This is a genomic window from Streptomyces sp. TLI_146, assembly GCF_002846415.1.
Classification (GTDB): Bacteria; Actinomycetota; Actinomycetes; order Streptomycetales; family Streptomycetaceae; genus Streptomyces.
This window is the reverse complement of sequence record NZ_PJMX01000001.1, coordinates 4,339,160-4,353,129: the sequence shown is the minus strand read 5'-3', so window position 1 is coordinate 4,353,129 and position 13,970 is coordinate 4,339,160. Positions and strand designations below refer to the sequence as shown.

The window sequence follows — 13,970 nt, the reverse complement described above, 5'->3', positions numbered from 1 at the left end:
ACCAGCCAAGCGCCCCCTACCGCCGGAAAAAGATCCGCTCCCCGTACTCCTCCAGCACCCGCCCGTTCCACTCATGGCCCCCATCCACGTTCCCCGACCGCAGCAGCGGCGGCTCGATGCCCCGTTCCGCCAGGGACTCCGCGGCCGCCGCCATCATCGCCTGCATGAGCGCGCTCGTGACGACCGTCGACGCGGGGGCGAACGGCGCCTCGATCGCCGGATGCGTCAGCTCCGCGTCGCCGATCGCGATCTTGCTGTCGAGGACGATGTCGCAGTGGTCGCGCAGAAACGTGCCGGAGACATGCCGCGACTTCGTGCCCGAGGTGTACGCGAGCGACGTGACGCCGATGACCTTCAGACCCAGGGCGCGTGCGTTCATCGCCATCTCGACCGGCAGCGAGTTGCGGCCGGACAGGGAGACGATCACGAGGACGTCGCCGGGCTTGGCGGGGCTGGAGTCCAGGACCGCGCCCGCCAGGCCGTCCACGCGCTCCAGGGCCGAGCCCAGCGTCGCGGGCGTCACGTCGACCCCGACCGTGCCGGGGACGGCGAGGAGGTTCATCAGGGCGAGGCCCCCCGCCCGGTAGACGACGTCCTGCGCGGCCAGCGAGGAGTGCCCGGCGCCGAAGGCGAAGAGGCGGCCGCCCGCGGCGACGGTGTCCGCGATCGCGGTCCCGGCGGCGGCGACGTTCCCGGCCTCCTCGTCCCGTACCCGCTGGAGCAGCCCGATGGCGGCGTCGAAGAACTGACCGGCCAATTTGCTCTCGCTCATCGCCTGGGCCCTTTCCGGAGGGGTGCGTGGGGGAATGCTCGGGGTGGGGAATGTCCGTGCCGCCGCACACGTTGCGGTCTGGACCATTGCCCTGTCAATACGCCCGCACCCGGGCCGTGCCCCGGCCGGGGCACGGTTGTCAGTGGTATGCGTCAGAATTGAGCCAGGGCCAGCGCACGAGTGCTTTCAACATTCACAGCATCGAGGGGCACGTATGTCCGGACTGATCGACACGACGGAGATGTATCTCCGCACCATCCTCGAACTTGAGGAAGAGGGTGTGGTCCCCATGCGCGCCCGGATCGCGGAGCGACTCGACCAGAGCGGGCCGACCGTGAGCCAGACGGTCGCGCGCATGGAGCGCGACGGCCTGGTCCAGGTCGCCGGCGACCGGCACCTGGAGCTCACCGACGAGGGCCGCCGCCTGGCCACCCGCGTCATGCGCAAGCACCGGCTCGCCGAGTGCCTGCTCGTCGACGTGATCGGCCTGGAGTGGGAGCAGGTGCACGCGGAGGCGTGCCGCTGGGAGCACGTGATGAGCGAGGCGGTCGAGCGGCGCGTGCTGGAGCTGCTGCGCCACCCGACGGAGTCGCCGTACGGGAACCCGATCCCGGGCCTGGAGGAGCTGGGCGAGAAGGCCGAGGCCGACGCCTTCCTGGAGGACGGCATCATCAGCCTCAACGAGCTGGAGACGACGGACGACGGCATGACGGTCGTCGTGCGCCGCATCGGCGAGCCGATCCAGACGGACGCCCAGCTGATGTACACGCTGCGTCGCGCGGGCGTGCAGCCCGGCGCGGTCGTCAGCGTGACGCGGTCCCCGGGCGGCGTCCTGGTCGGCAGCAGCGGCGAGGCCGCCGAGCTCGGCGCGGACGTGGCCTCGCACGTCTTCGTCGCCAAGCGGTAGCCGGGAGCAGGGGATGTGGGGGCGGTGTCGCGCGGACGCGCGGCACCGCCCCGTTTCCTTTGGGGCGTAAGGGAGTTGAGAGGGTGGGCCGTCCGCCGTGCCCGGCCGTTGTTTCCGGTCGGATCGGCAGCGGACGGACGGTTCGCGTGCCACGCTGTCGGGTGAGGCATATGACCTGAGGAGCGGACGGGTGTACGGCCGGGGAGCGTACGGCCGAGGAGGGGAGGGATCGTGCGGAGAGCCCCGCTGCCACCGCCTCCCGCCTCCGGCGGGCCCCGCGCAGTCGCGGACGGCGCGATCGCAGAGGGCCCCGACGCCCTGCGGCGCCGGGGCCTGCCCTCCCCGGTGCTGACCCGGAGCCCCGAGCTCTCGGGGTCAGCTCCCTCGGGTCGGCCGATCGGTCCCACCGTGGCCGCCCGCCTCCCGCAGAAGATCTCCCCTCGGGGCGGCCCGTCAATCCTTGAGTCCGGTCACTCGAACGAGGGGTGTTGCGCGAGAGACGCCAGTTTTCGAATAGAGGTTCGATACCCTGCCGTGAACTGACCTCAGGGCTTCGGGGGCTGAAGGGGGTGCCAGGACACATGGTGCGACGCAGCGACGTGACGGGATCCGATGGCGTACGCCTCGCTGCCTGGGAGTTCGCGGACCCGCCCAAGGACCGCCGGGAGGCCGGTCCGGCGCCCGGGGTGTTACTGCTCCACGGACTGATGGGCCGCGCCGCGCACTGGGCGCCCACCGCCCGCTGGCTCGCCGAGCAGCACCGCGCGGTCGCCCTGGACCAGCGCGGCCACGGCCGCAGCGACAAGCCCGCCGATGGCCCCTTCACGCGCGAGGCCTATGTGGCGGACGCGGAGGCGGCGATCGAGCAGCTGGGCCTCGCCCCGGTCACCCTCGTCGGCCACTCCATGGGCGCCCTCACCGCCTGGCAGGTCGCCGCCCACCGCCCCGACCTCGTCCGCGCCCTGGTGATCTGCGACATGCGCGCCTCGGCGCTCGGCGCGGCCTCCCAGCGCGAGTGGGAGGACTGGTTCAAGTCCTGGCCGGTGCCGTTCGCGACGCTCGCGGACGTACGGAAGTGGTTCGGCGAGGACGACCCCTGGGTGGAGCGCCCCAGCCCCGCGCGCGGCGAGTTCTTCGCCGAGGTGATGGCCGAGCGCGCCGACGGCTGGCGGCCGGTCTTCTCCCGCCGGCAGATGCTCAGGGCCCGCGAGACGTGGGTGTACGAGGCGCACTGGGAGGAACTGGCCCAGGTCCGCTGCCCGGCGCTGGTGGTCCGCGGCCTCGACGGCGAGCTCGGCCGCGCCGAGGCCCAGGAGATGGTCCGGGTGCTGCCCCGCGGGCAGTACGCGGAGGTGGCCGACGCCGGCCATCTCGTCCACCACGACCAGCCGGAGGGCTTCCGGGCCGCGGTCGAACCGTTCCTGCGGGAGACGGCCGAGCACCCGGTGCCGTCGTCCCCCTGAACCGGAGCCCTGGCGGGACCTGGCAGGGCTCAGCCGTGCCCCGGCTTCGCGGCGGCCGGAGTCGGGGTGGGAGTGGGAGTCGGGGTGGGAGTCGGGGTCGGCGCCGGTGTCGCCCACACCGGGTACTGCTCGCCCGGCTGCATGTTCTCGTACAGCTGGGGGACCGTCACCAGCGTGTAGCCCGCGGCGCGCAGCCCGGTGATGATGCCGGGCACGGCGGGCACGGTCCACTTCAGGACGTCGTGCAGCAGGACCACACCGCCCGGCCGAGCCCGCTCCAGGACCAGCTTGCGTACGAGCTCGGTGGTCGTGTTGTGGTAGTCGGTCGCGGTCACGTTCCACAGGATCTGGGCGAGCCCGAGCGCCTTGGCCGCGCCCGTCACCCGGGCGTCCGTGAGGCCCTTGGGCGGCCGCATCAGCGTCGGCCTGACGCCCGTGAGCTGCTGGAGCGCCGACTGGGTGAGGGTGAGCTGGCGCAGTATCTCCGCCTCGGGCAGCCCGGTCAGGACCGGGTGGGTCCAGGTGTGGTTGCCGATGGCGTGGCCCTGCGCGGCGATCCGGCGTACGAGGTCGGGATAGGTGTGCACGGGCTTGTCGCCGACCAGGAAGAACGTCGCCCGCACGCCTTCCCGGCCGAGTATGTCGAGCAGTTGCGCGGTGTACGGGCCCGGCCCGTCGTCGAAGGTGAGCGCGATGCACTTGGTGGTGCGGCAGAGGGGCGAGTACGGCAGGGCGCGCGTGCGGCCGTCCTCCGGGGGGTTCTCGTCGCCCTCGTGCACGTGGCGTACGGGGGCGGCCCGGGGGGCGTTCGAGACCTGCGCGCCGGTGGCGCAGCCGACGCAGAACAGCAGGACCGAGGCGGCGAAACCTGCGGTCACGGCCCTGAGGGATATGCGGTACGCGGTCACACAAAAGATCTACCCGCGCCTGCTTGGGCACGCATGCGGGCGTCACCCGCCCGAGTGATGGGCCTTCTTGGCCCGGTGTTCGTCTGCGGGCCGGTGGCGGGCTGGTCGCGCAGTTCCCCGCGCCCCTTAAATGCGCCCCTGCGGGGCGCCCCTTCAGGGGCGCGGGGAACGGCGCGAGCAACCGACCACGGTCCGTTAAGGGGCGCGGGGAACTGCGCGACCAGCCATCTACGGTCCGCAGACGAACGAGGGGTTAGGGGCGCGGGGCTGTGACATGTGCGGCTCCGCCGCGTGGGCGCGCTCAGCCCACCGCCGGCCCGCAGACAAAGACCGGGCGCAGAACCTACCCCCGGCTGACCGCCGTCAAGATCTCCGGCAGTCGCCGGGCCGTGCGCGGCGCGGCCACGCGTAGCCCCGCGTACGCGACGAGCACCCCGTACCCCGCCCCCACCGGCAGCACCAGCCACAGCGCGCCATGCCGGTCCGAGACGTGCAGCCAGATCGTCAGGGCGATCAGCGGCGCGCTGAGCAGCCCGCTGGTGAGCATCCCGCCGAAGATCGCCAGGGACGCGATACCGCCCTGGCCCGGCCCCACGTTCTTGCGGCTGTCCTGCGGGACCGAGTACGCGAACACCGCCGAGGCGACCGCGCCCGTCGCCAGCATCGCGCCGAGCAGCCCGAGCGAGAGCCCCAACGCCTGGGGAAGCGCCGCCCAGTTGCCGACCAGCGAGGCCGTGACCACCGCGACCAGGACGGTGTACGGGGCCGTCACCAGCGCGATCGCGTACGCGCGGGCGCGCAGCTCCAGGAAGGCGTCCCGGGGCGTGGAGATCGTCTGGACGACCATCCAGAACGCCGAGGTGTCCTGCCCGAACTGGTTGTACATCTGGGCGCCCAGCATGAACGCGCCGAACGAGGCGAAGTACACCGTGCCGTTGCCCTGGAGGGCGTTGACGACCGGGACGATCAGACCGATGGCGAGCGAAGTGATCCACGCCGCCTTGGTCTTGGGGTCGCGCCAGGCGTACCGCAGGGTGCGCAGCATGACGGTGCCGGTGCGGCCCTCGGGCAGCAGCCCGGCGAGGCCCGGCCGGTCCGCCTGCTTGCGGGCGGTGTCGGCGGGCCGCAGCGTCGAGCCGTCCGGGCTGGTCATCAGCCGTACCAGCGAGCGCTGCCAGGCGTAAAGCAGGGCCGCAAGGGCCACGGCGGTGAGCAGGAGTTGCAGCGCCGCCCGCCCGTACGCGCCCTCGCTCGTCGCGTCCACGGCGCCGATCGCGGCGGCGGGCGGCAGCCAGCGGACCACGTCCCCGGCCGGGTCGAGCGCGGACAGGCCGCCCGAGTCGCCGAGCTTCTGCAGCCCGAAGTTGACGAACTGGAAGCCGATGGCGATCACCAGACCGCTGAGCACGGCGAGGTCGCGGCCCTTGCGGGAGGTCAGCAGCCGGGTGTTGGCGGTCGCCACGGTCCGCGCGAGCGCCACGCACACCAGGATCGTCAGCGGTACGGCGACCACCGCGACAGCGGCCGACGCCGCGCTGTGGGCCACCGCCAGCGCCGAGCCGAGCACCAGGCAGAGCGTGAAGAGGGGCCCGATGCCGACCAGGGAGGCTGCCAGCAGCGCCACGACCAGCGAGCGCGGCCGCAGCGGCAGCATCACCAGCCGGGTCGCGTCCAGGGTCTCGTCGCCGCTCGGGAAGAACAGCGGCATCACCGCCCAGGCGAGCGCGAGCACGCCGGTGGCCAGAACGGCCACGGTGGCCGCGTGGGCGTCGCCGCGCAGCGCCAGCAGGCCGAGCAGCTGAAGGGCGGCGAAGAGCAGGGCGAGGACGGCCGAGGTGATGTAGGCGGCCCTGCGCCCGCCGGACTGGAGCAGCCCGTTCCTGAGCAGCGACAGCTTCAGCCGTACGAAGAGCGGGGTCAGGGAGGGGGCGCCCGGCGTCGCGGGGGCCTTCGGGGCGGTGGTGCTCATCGGGCCGCACCGCCGCCGAGCCAGTCGAGGGTGTCGCCGGTGTCGCGCCCGTGGGCGCCGACGAGTTCGAGGAAGGCGTTCTGGAGGGAGCTCGCGCTGCCCCGGACCTCGGCGAGCGTGCCCTGCGCGCGGATGCGCCCGGCGGCCATCACCGCGACCCAGTCGCACAGCGACTCGACGAGCTCCATGACGTGGCTGGAGAAGACGACGGTCGCGCCGGAGGTCGTGTAGCGCTCCAGGACGCGCCGGATGGTGGCGGCGGAGACCGGGTCGACGCCCTCGAACGGCTCGTCAAGGAACAGCACTTCGGGGTTGTGCAGCAGCGCCGCCGCCAGCCCGATCTTCTTGCGCATACCGGTCGAGTAGTCCACGACGAGCTTGTGCTGGGAGCCCGCCAGGTCCAGCACGTCCAGGAGCTGGGTGGCCCGCTTGTCGACCTCGGCGCCGGGCAGCCCGCGCAGCCGGCCGGTGTAGCCGAGCAGTTCGCGCCCCGTCAGGCGCTCGAAGAGCCGCAGCCCCTCGGGCAGCACGCCGATCCGGGACTTCACGGCGACCGGGTCGCGCCACACGTCGTGCCCGCCGACCTCGACGGTGCCGCGGTCGGGGCGGAGCAGGCCGGTCACCATCGACAGGGTGGTGGTCTTGCCCGCCCCGTTCGGCCCGACCAGGCCGATGAACTTGCCCGCCGGGAGCTCCAGATCGATCCCGGCGACGGCGATCTGGTCGCCGAAGCGCTTCCACAGATCGCTGACCCGGACGGCGGGCGGCAGCTCCCGCACTCCGCCCGCGGTGGCCGGACCGGTGGCCTCCGGTTCAGTCGGGTCGGTACCGCCGTCGAATGTCTGGTCCGGCATGGTGGTGCGCCTTTCGTCCCCGTACGTACGTCTGTACGTCTACGGGGACCACCCTACGAGCGGCGCGCCCGGGCGGCGGCGGCCTCGCGTCCGCAGGCGTACGCGAGCGGGCTGATGAGCTCCTCGGCGTCGGGCAGCCAGCGGTTGGCGGGGGTGGGGCGGCGGGCCCACTGCACCGCGCCGTGGCCGCCGATGCGGGTGGGCGGCGCCGCCACGTAATCCCCCTCGCCCCGGGTGATCAGGTCGATCGAGGCGGCCGTCCAGCCCAGCTTGCGCACCAGGTCGGGGACCTTCGCGCCGGCGCCGGGCAGCACGAAGAACAGCATCCGGCGGTCCGGGGTGCAGGTGACCGGGCCGAGTGTGAGCTCCATGCGCTCCATCCGGGCGAGCGCCAGGAAGCCGGCCGACTCCGGGACGTCGATCGCGTCGAACGTGCGGCCGGTGGGCAGCAGGATCGAGGCCTTCGGCTGTTTCGACCACAGACGGCGGGCCGCTACCGCGCTCCCCGTGGCCTGGGTCGCCCAGTCCGGCCGGGACGGGTGCGCCCCCGGCGACGGGCAGGCGGCGTCGCCGCACGAGCAGTGCTCCACGCCCTCGGCCGCCTCCAGCCAGGTGCCGGGGAACACGTCCCAGTGCCGCTCTTCCGCGTACCGCACCGCGCTGTCGAGGAGCTGGTCGCCGCGCTGCTTGGGAATCTGTGCGGCTTCCGTGCCTGTGATGGTCTCTTCCACGCAGAACTCAACTCCCGGCATCACCGCGGGTTACGGGCGCGCGGCGGGCGGGGCAGGAGCATCGATCCTGCATCCGGGGCGCATGGGTGCATGGACGGGGGCGCGCGTGCGGCCGCGCCTCTCGTGGCGGGTAGCCACAAGCGGGGGGCTCAGGGGAAACAGGCACCGTGCCCGTTCGTCCGACGTCAGTTCCAGACCGCCGACTTCACCCACGACCGGTATTCATCCGATTTACGGCGCAATCTCTGTTTCCCGCGCTTTCTTTCGGTTCCTTCGGTTCCTTCGCATTCTCTGCCTTTTCGCAGGGCAGTGATCACAGGAGTGATCAACTGCCGCATCAGGGGGTTCACATGGCAGCCAGGCCTCTAGTCGCCCGCCAGCCCAATGAACGGCTGCAGGCGCTCATCCAGGAAGCCGGGTGCTCCAACGCGGGTCTCGCCCGGCGCGTCAACATGGTCGGCGCCGAACGCGGGCTCGACCTTCGGTACGACAAGACATCGGTGGCGCGCTGGCTCCGCGGCCAGCAGCCCAGGGGACGGGCGCCGGGCATCATCGCGGAGGCGCTGGGGCGCAAGCTCGGGCGCACCGTGACGATCGACGAGATCGGCATGGCGAACGGCAAGAACCTGGCGTCGGGGGTGGGGCTCCAGTTCTCGCCCACCGTCCTCGGCGCGATCGAGCAGGTCTGCGAGCTGTGGCGCAGCGACGTGGGCCGCCGCGACTTCCTGACCGGCTCCACGGTGGCCGCCTCGGCGCTGGTCGAGCCGAGCCGCGACTGGCTGATCACCGGGGCGGACGCGCAGGTCGCGCGGAACGCCGGGCAGCGGGTCGGGGTCGCGGACGTCGACGCCGTGCGGGCGATGACGGACGCGCTGGTGGAGCTCGACCACCGGTTCGGGTCGGGGCATGTGCGGCCCGTCGTCGTGCACTACCTCAACAGCGTGGTGTCCGGGCTGCTGGCGGGCTCGTACCGGGAGACGGTCGGGCGCCAGCTGTTCGCGGCGGTGGCGCGGCTGACGGAACTGGCGGGCTACATGGCCGTCGACACCGGCCAGCCGGGCCTGGCCCAGCGCTACTACATCCAGGCGCTGCGGCTCGCCCAGGCGGCGGGGGACCGGGGGTACGGGGGGTATGTGCTGGCCGCCTCCATGAGTCACCTCGCGGCGCAGCTGGGCAACCCGCGCGAGATCGCGCAGCTGGCGCGCGCGGCGCAGGAGGGCTCGCGGGGGCGGGTCACGCCGCGCGCCGAGGCGATGTTCTTCGCGGCGGAGGCGCGGGGGCACGCGCTGCTGGGGGACGCGCGTACGTGCCAGACGGTGGCCGGGCGCGCCCTCGCGGCGATGGAGGCGGCGTCGGCGGACTCCGGTGACGACCCGTCCTGGATCGCGCACTTCGACCACGGGTATCTGGCGGACGAACTCGCCCACTGCCACCGGGACCTGGGGCAGCCCGAGGCCGCGGCCCGCCGGGCCGAGGAGTCCCTGGCGGCCCACCCCGAGACGCGGGCGCGGCGCCGGGCGATCGGGCTGATCCTGCTGGCCACGGCGCAGGTGCAGCAGCGGGAGGTGGAGCTGGCGTGCGCCACCGGTACGCGGGCGGTGGAGCTGCTGTCCACGCTGCGTACGAATCGCGGCGCGGACTATCTCGACGACCTCCAGCAGCGCCTGGAGCCGTACGCGGACGAGCCGTCGGTACGCGAGTTCGGAGCCCGCCTGGAGGTCCAGGCGGCCTGAGCCCCCCACGGTGCTTTCCGGGCACGCGTTCGTCTGCGGACCGTAGATGGCTGGTCGCGCAGTTCCCCGCGCCCCTTGAATGCCGCTGCGCGGCAATCCCCTGGGCGCCCCGAAGGGAGCGCCTTAAGGGGCGCGGGGAACTGCGCGACCAGTTGGGGGCGGCCCGCAGACGAACGCGTGCCCCGGGGCGCAGCACCGTAAAGGGGGGTCTGGGGCCGAGGCACCAGATGGGGTTACGCGAAGACCACCGTGCGGCGGCCGTTCAGCAGAATCCGATGCTCCGCATGCCACTTCACCGCCCGCGCCAGCGCCTGGCACTCCACGTCGCGGCCGACCGCCACCAGCTGGTCGGGGGTGACCTCATGGCCCACCCGTTCGACCTCCTGCTCGATGATCGGGCCCTCGTCCAGGTCCGCCGTGACGTAGTGCGCCGTCGCACCGATCAGCTTCACGCCCCGGGCGTGCGCCTGGTGATACGGCTTCGCGCCCTTGAAGCTCGGCAGGAACGAGTGGTGGATGTTGATGATCCGGCCGCTGAGCTGCTTGCAGAGGTCGTCGGAGAGGACCTGCATATAGCGGGCGAGCACGACGAGCTCGACGCCCTCGTCCCGTACCAGAGCGAGCAGCTCCGCCTCCGCCGCCGCCTTCGTCTCCTTCGTCACCGGGATGTGGCGGAAGGGGATGCCGTACGAGGAGACGAGCTCGGCGAAGTCCGTGTGGTTGGAGACGACCGCCGCGATCTCCACCGGCAGCGCGCCGATCTTCGAGCGGAAGAGCAGGTCGTTGAGGCAGTGGCCGAACTTCGACACCATCAGCACGATCCGCATGCGCTCGTCCGCGCGGTGGATCTGCCAGTCCATCTGGAAGGAGTCGCCCACGGCCGCGAAGCTGGCGCGCAGCTTCTCCACCGTCACCGGCGCCTCGGCCGAGAAGTGGACCCGCATGAAGAAGAGACCCGAGTCGCGGTCTCCGAACTGCTGACTGTCCTCGATATTGCAGCCGGTGATGAAGAGATAGCTCGACACGGCGTGCACGATGCCCTGTTTGTCCGGGCAGGAGAGCGTGAGGACGTACTGGTCAGTCATCCAGGCAGGATGCCACAAGAGGCACCCCTCACCTGCCCCCGCTCAGGATGCGGACCCCTACGCAGCCCGCGTCAGGATGCGCAGGACCTCCAGGGAGCGCGGCTGCGCGTCCGGGTCGTCCCCGTCGTTCGCCGCCAGCCGTACGTGCGCCTCGCGCGCCGCCCGGACCGCCTCCGGCCACCCGTGGTGGGCCAGGAACGCCGACACCGGGGCGTCCGCGCCGACCTGGTGCATGATCCGCAGCACCCGCAGCACCGCCACGTCGACTAGGGCGGCCTCGCCGGAGTCGCGGAAGACCGTGCCCACGTACTTCTCGGCCGACCAGTTGTCCAGCCAGGTGTCCTCCACCAGCCGGTACACGGCGTCGGTGATGTCCCCGTACCCCTCCTGCCCGGCCAGCCACACCTCCTGCTGGAAGGTCTCGTCGGAGAGCATGTGCAGCGCGGACCGCACGTTCGCGCGCCAGCGCCACCACGGCATGTCATTCAACGGCATGCCGCCCATGGTGGAGGAGCGACGGCCGCGACGGGAAGAGCTGGCTGAACCTTGCTGCACACATTCGATCGTACGTTCAAACTCTCCGCGGCCCCAGGCGCCCCCGTAATTCACCCGCGTGTCACCCAGTGTTGGGAAGCGCTCACTCTCCCGTTACCCATGAGGCGGAATTGTGCAGGGACATGACCGGATGGCGCAGCTCCTCCTCCCCCCGCCCCTTCCACTCCGTGGCGACCGCGCTGGTCGCCGTGTGTACGGCGGTCGGAGCCTCGCTGGTGACCGGCTGCGGCGTGATCCCTGGAACCACGGGGGGTTCCAGGGAGCCCGTCACCGTGATGACCTGGGCGCCCGACAGCACCCGCGCGACCAATATGCCCGGAATGCCGTCCATGGCGCAGGCGTACGCGCGCTGGGTCAACGCGCACGGCGGCATCGACGGGCACAAGCTCCAGGTCCTCACCTGCAACGAGCACAACACCGCCACCGGCGCCGCCGAGTGCGCGCGCCGGGCGGTCAAGGAGAACGCGGTCGCCGTCGTCGGCTCCTACAGCCAGCACGGCCGCGCCTTCATGGCGCCCCTGGAGGCCGCCGGGATCCCGTACATAGGCGGGTACGGCGTCTCCGACGAGGAGTTCACCAGCGCGCTCTCCTACCCCGTCAACGGCGGCCAGGCCACGCTGCTCGCCGGCACCGGCAAACAGCTCGCGGTGTGGTGCGAGAAGGTCTCGCTGGTGCGGCCGGACACCGTCTCCGGCGACATCATGCCGTTACTCCTCAACTCCGGCCTGACCACCGGCCACCGCAAGCCGTCCGCCGACATCCGTACGACCGAGGACGCGGGCGACTACACCCCGCAGGCCCAGGAGGCGCTCGTACGGGCCGGGGCGGATCCGGAGCTGCCGGGGAGGATCGGCAAGAAGGCGGCGGCGGAACGGGCCCGCAAGGGGTGCGTCACCGCGGTCCTCGGGGCCCGCACGGAGACGTTCTTCGACTCGTTCCGGCGCGTCGAGGACGAGGGGCAGAAGGTGCAGATCGCCTCGGTGCTCGGCTCGGTCGGGCAGCCGCTGATCGACCGCACGGGCGGCGCGGACGGCCCGTTCGAGGGCGCGTACATCACCGGCTGGTACCCGGAGGCGGGCGACGCCCGCTGGGGGCCGATGCGGCAGGTCATCCGGGAGCAGGCGTTCCGGGACGAGAACATCGACGCGGCGGACGCGGGCGTCCAGACGACCTGGATCGCGTACACCGTCCTGAAGAAGGTCGTCGAGTCGCTGGACAAGAACGGCGTGGCCGCGCACGACCTGGTCCGCGCGCTCAACAAGGGCGTCAGCGTGGAGACGGGCGGGCTGACGCCGACGCTGCGATGGAAGTTCGAGGACATGCTGGCCGCGCCGGACTTCCCCCGGATCGTCAACCGCGAGGTGACGTTCCAGGTGGTGAAGGCGGGGCGGCTCACGGCGGCGCAGCGCGGCTTCACGGACGTGAGCGCCACGCTGGAGGACGCGTCGGCCCTGGGCTGACGCGCCGTTCGGCGTCAGCCCTTACGGGTCAGAGCTGGCTTACGGGTCACAGCTGGGCGGAGGACCGCTTGGTCAGCCCGTACTTGCCCGCGATCGCGTTCCACAGCCCCGCCGCCTGCTTCTTGGCGAGGGTCGCCTCGCCGCTGGAGCGGTCGCCCTGGGCGGCCTCGGGCGTACGGCGGGCGTGGCCGTGCTTGCAGCCCTTGTCCTTGCCGGACTGGTCGGCCCAGGCCGCGTAGTGGTTGTCGGCGGACGCGGACGCCTGCCACGCCTTGGTGAGCTCGGCGGTGAGCTTGGCGTTGTTCGGCAGCTTGTCGACGGCGACCTTCTGGAGCCGGGTGACCAGCTCGCCGCGCTGGCGGGCCGCGTCGCGCAGGGTCGTGGCGGCCGCGTCCAGCTTGTCGCAGCCGCGGATGTCGGCGACCGCGCCGATCACGGCGTCCCGGCTGTTGTTGCTGTCGGCGAGCAGCTTGTCGAGCTCGACGGCCTGCGCCTTGGCGGGGTCGGCCTCGGCCTTGCCGTCGCCGCCGGTGGTCGGGGTGGTCGCGGCGATGGGCGCGTTGTCGTCCTTCTTCGCGCCGCCGTCCCCGCCGGTGCCGCTGATCAGATATCCGGCGCCGAGCCCGACGACGGCGAGACCGACGCCGACGGCGGCGATCAGACCGAGGCGGGAGCGGCGCGGGGGCTCGTCGTCGTACGAGTCGTACGGCGCGGGCGCGTACTGCTGGGGCTGGGGCGGCTGCTGGGGCTGCACCTGGACCTGGACCGGCGGGGCCGGGGCGAACCGGGGCAACTGCTGGTTCTCACCGGGGCGTTGGCCCTGCGGGGGCCCGTCCGTGCGGAAGAGGCTGTCGAACTCGGCGGGCGGCTGCCGCTCTTCGGGGGCGCTCGGGACCGGGGGCAGGTACTGGGTGGCCTCGGCGCCGCCGCCGGTCTCCGGCGGGAGGGCGCCCGGGGGTGCCGGGGGCACGGGCGCGATGAACTGGGTGGCGTCGGATGCGCCGGGGACGGGCGCGATGTACTGCGTCGCGTCGGAGGCGCCGGGGGTGGGCGCGATGTACTGGGTCGCGTCCGAGTCGCCCGGTGCCGGTGCGTTCAGGTACTGCGTCTGCTCGGCGCCGGTGCCGCCCGCCGGGACGGGGGCGATGTACTGGGTGGCGTCGCCGCTCTCCGGGGGCAGGGGCCGGGCCCAGGCGTCCTGCTGGGGCGGGCCCCAGGGCTGCCCCCAGGGCTGGGCGCCGGGCGGGCCCGGGGGTATGGGGGCGGATCCGTCGGCGGGCAGCACGACGCCCTCGTGTGCGGGCCGTACAGCGGGCAGCTGCGGCTCGTCACCCTGTCGGCTCTGCGTCACCGGGACTCCTACGCGTGGGACTACGGAATCATCAAGCCACGCTACCGGGTCCCCGGGGCGGGTTGCCACGCCCACCGGTTTCAGCCCCCGCACCTCCTCTTCCTGACCCTCCGGGGTGGGGATGGGTGAAGCCGGTCTTCCGGGGGCTACACCCCCGGGCCCCGTTGTGCGTTCGGCTGCGG

General features: G+C 72.6%; 12 protein-coding genes. 4 read left to right on the top strand and 8 right to left on the bottom strand.

The window, feature by feature from the left end; genetic code table 11:
• Nucleotides 1–16: 16 nt before the first annotated feature.
• Complete coding sequence (locus tag BX283_RS19425; RefSeq protein ID WP_101388838.1) at nt 17–772, bottom strand: SIS domain-containing protein; 756 nt, start codon at nt 770–772, stop codon at nt 17–19.
• A 214-nt stretch (nt 773–986) separates the two neighbouring features.
• On the opposite strand from BX283_RS19425, the gene BX283_RS19420 reads away from it, so the two are divergent.
• Complete coding sequence (locus tag BX283_RS19420) at nt 987–1,679, top strand: metal-dependent transcriptional regulator (protein ID WP_101388837.1); 693 nt, start codon at nt 987–989, stop codon at nt 1,677–1,679.
• 581 nt (nt 1,680–2,260) lie between these two features.
• The gene (locus tag BX283_RS19415) at nt 2,261–3,142 is read left to right on the top strand and encodes an alpha/beta fold hydrolase (RefSeq protein ID WP_101388836.1); all 882 of its coding nucleotides are present in this window, start codon (nt 2,261–2,263) and stop codon (nt 3,140–3,142) included.
• A 29-nt stretch (nt 3,143–3,171) separates the two neighbouring features.
• Here the strand turns inward: BX283_RS19415 and BX283_RS19410 are convergent, their stop codons facing one another.
• The 4 genes from BX283_RS19410 to BX283_RS19395 all read right to left on the bottom strand — a co-directional run bounded on the left by BX283_RS19410 (nt 3,172) and on the right by BX283_RS19395 (nt 7,625).
• Nucleotides 3,172–4,020, bottom strand: a complete 849-nt coding sequence (locus tag BX283_RS19410) for a polysaccharide deacetylase family protein (RefSeq protein WP_180357199.1) — start codon at nt 4,018–4,020, stop codon at nt 3,172–3,174.
• Between the two features lie 373 nt (nt 4,021–4,393).
• Nucleotides 4,394–6,019 (bottom strand): transporter, encoded by a 1,626-nt coding sequence (locus BX283_RS19405; RefSeq protein WP_101388835.1) that lies wholly within the window; start codon nt 6,017–6,019, stop codon nt 4,394–4,396.
• On the bottom strand, nt 6,016–6,873 hold the full coding sequence (locus tag BX283_RS19400; protein WP_101388834.1) for an ABC transporter ATP-binding protein: 858 nt from the start codon (nt 6,871–6,873) through the stop codon (nt 6,016–6,018). The genes BX283_RS19405 and BX283_RS19400 overlap by 4 nt, the downstream gene beginning before the upstream one ends.
• Before the next feature lie 53 nt (nt 6,874–6,926).
• Nucleotides 6,927–7,625 carry a bifunctional DNA primase/polymerase gene (locus tag BX283_RS19395; RefSeq protein ID WP_101388833.1) on the bottom strand — a complete coding sequence of 233 codons (699 nt, stop codon included), beginning with the start codon at nt 7,623–7,625 and terminating at the stop codon, nt 6,927–6,929.
• Nucleotides 7,626–7,954: 329 nt separating this feature from the next.
• On the opposite strand from BX283_RS19395, the gene BX283_RS19390 reads away from it, so the two are divergent.
• Nucleotides 7,955–9,337, top strand: coding sequence for a transcriptional regulator (locus BX283_RS19390; protein ID WP_101388832.1), 1,383 nt, complete (start codon nt 7,955–7,957; stop codon nt 9,335–9,337).
• A 233-nt stretch (nt 9,338–9,570) separates the two neighbouring features.
• Here BX283_RS19390 and purU read toward each other — a convergent pair whose 3' ends face one another.
• Entirely contained in the window at nt 9,571–10,422 is an 852-nt protein-coding gene (gene purU, locus BX283_RS19385) for a formyltetrahydrofolate deformylase (RefSeq protein WP_101388831.1), read from the bottom strand.
• A gap of 57 nt (nt 10,423–10,479) precedes the next feature.
• Complete coding sequence (locus BX283_RS19380) at nt 10,480–10,917, bottom strand: hypothetical protein (protein WP_257583140.1); 438 nt, start codon at nt 10,915–10,917, stop codon at nt 10,480–10,482.
• A gap of 182 nt (nt 10,918–11,099) precedes the next feature.
• Here BX283_RS19380 and BX283_RS19375 point away from each other — a divergent pair, with 182 nt between their 5' ends.
• On the top strand, nt 11,100–12,437 hold the full coding sequence (locus BX283_RS19375) for an ABC transporter substrate-binding protein (RefSeq protein WP_101388829.1): 1,338 nt from the start codon (nt 11,100–11,102) through the stop codon (nt 12,435–12,437).
• Nucleotides 12,438–12,483: 46 nt separating this feature from the next.
• Here the strand turns inward: BX283_RS19375 and BX283_RS19370 are convergent, their stop codons facing one another.
• The gene (locus BX283_RS19370) at nt 12,484–13,788 is read right to left on the bottom strand and encodes a hypothetical protein (RefSeq protein ID WP_101388828.1); all 1,305 of its coding nucleotides are present in this window, start codon (nt 13,786–13,788) and stop codon (nt 12,484–12,486) included.
• Nucleotides 13,789–13,970 lie beyond the last annotated feature (182 nt).

Coding starts and splice junctions, on each gene's coding strand:
- BX283_RS19400 (WP_101388834.1), bottom strand. CDS start 6,873: ATGCCGGACCAGACATTCGACGGCGGTACCGACCCGACTGAACCGGAG.
- BX283_RS19425 (WP_101388838.1), bottom strand. CDS start 772: ATGAGCGAGAGCAAATTGGCCGGTCAGTTCTTCGACGCCGCCATCGGG.
- BX283_RS19390 (WP_101388832.1), top strand. CDS start 7,955: ATGGCAGCCAGGCCTCTAGTCGCCCGCCAGCCCAATGAACGGCTGCAG.
- purU (WP_101388831.1), bottom strand. CDS start 10,422: ATGACTGACCAGTACGTCCTCACGCTCTCCTGCCCGGACAAACAGGGC.
- BX283_RS19375 (WP_101388829.1), top strand. CDS start 11,100: ATGACCGGATGGCGCAGCTCCTCCTCCCCCCGCCCCTTCCACTCCGTG.
- BX283_RS19420 (WP_101388837.1), top strand. CDS start 987: ATGTCCGGACTGATCGACACGACGGAGATGTATCTCCGCACCATCCTC.
- BX283_RS19380 (WP_257583140.1), bottom strand. CDS start 10,917: ATGCCGTTGAATGACATGCCGTGGTGGCGCTGGCGCGCGAACGTGCGG.
- BX283_RS19405 (WP_101388835.1), bottom strand. CDS start 6,019: ATGAGCACCACCGCCCCGAAGGCCCCCGCGACGCCGGGCGCCCCCTCC.
- BX283_RS19415 (WP_101388836.1), top strand. CDS start 2,261: ATGGTGCGACGCAGCGACGTGACGGGATCCGATGGCGTACGCCTCGCT.
- BX283_RS19395 (WP_101388833.1), bottom strand. CDS start 7,625: ATGCCGGGAGTTGAGTTCTGCGTGGAAGAGACCATCACAGGCACGGAA.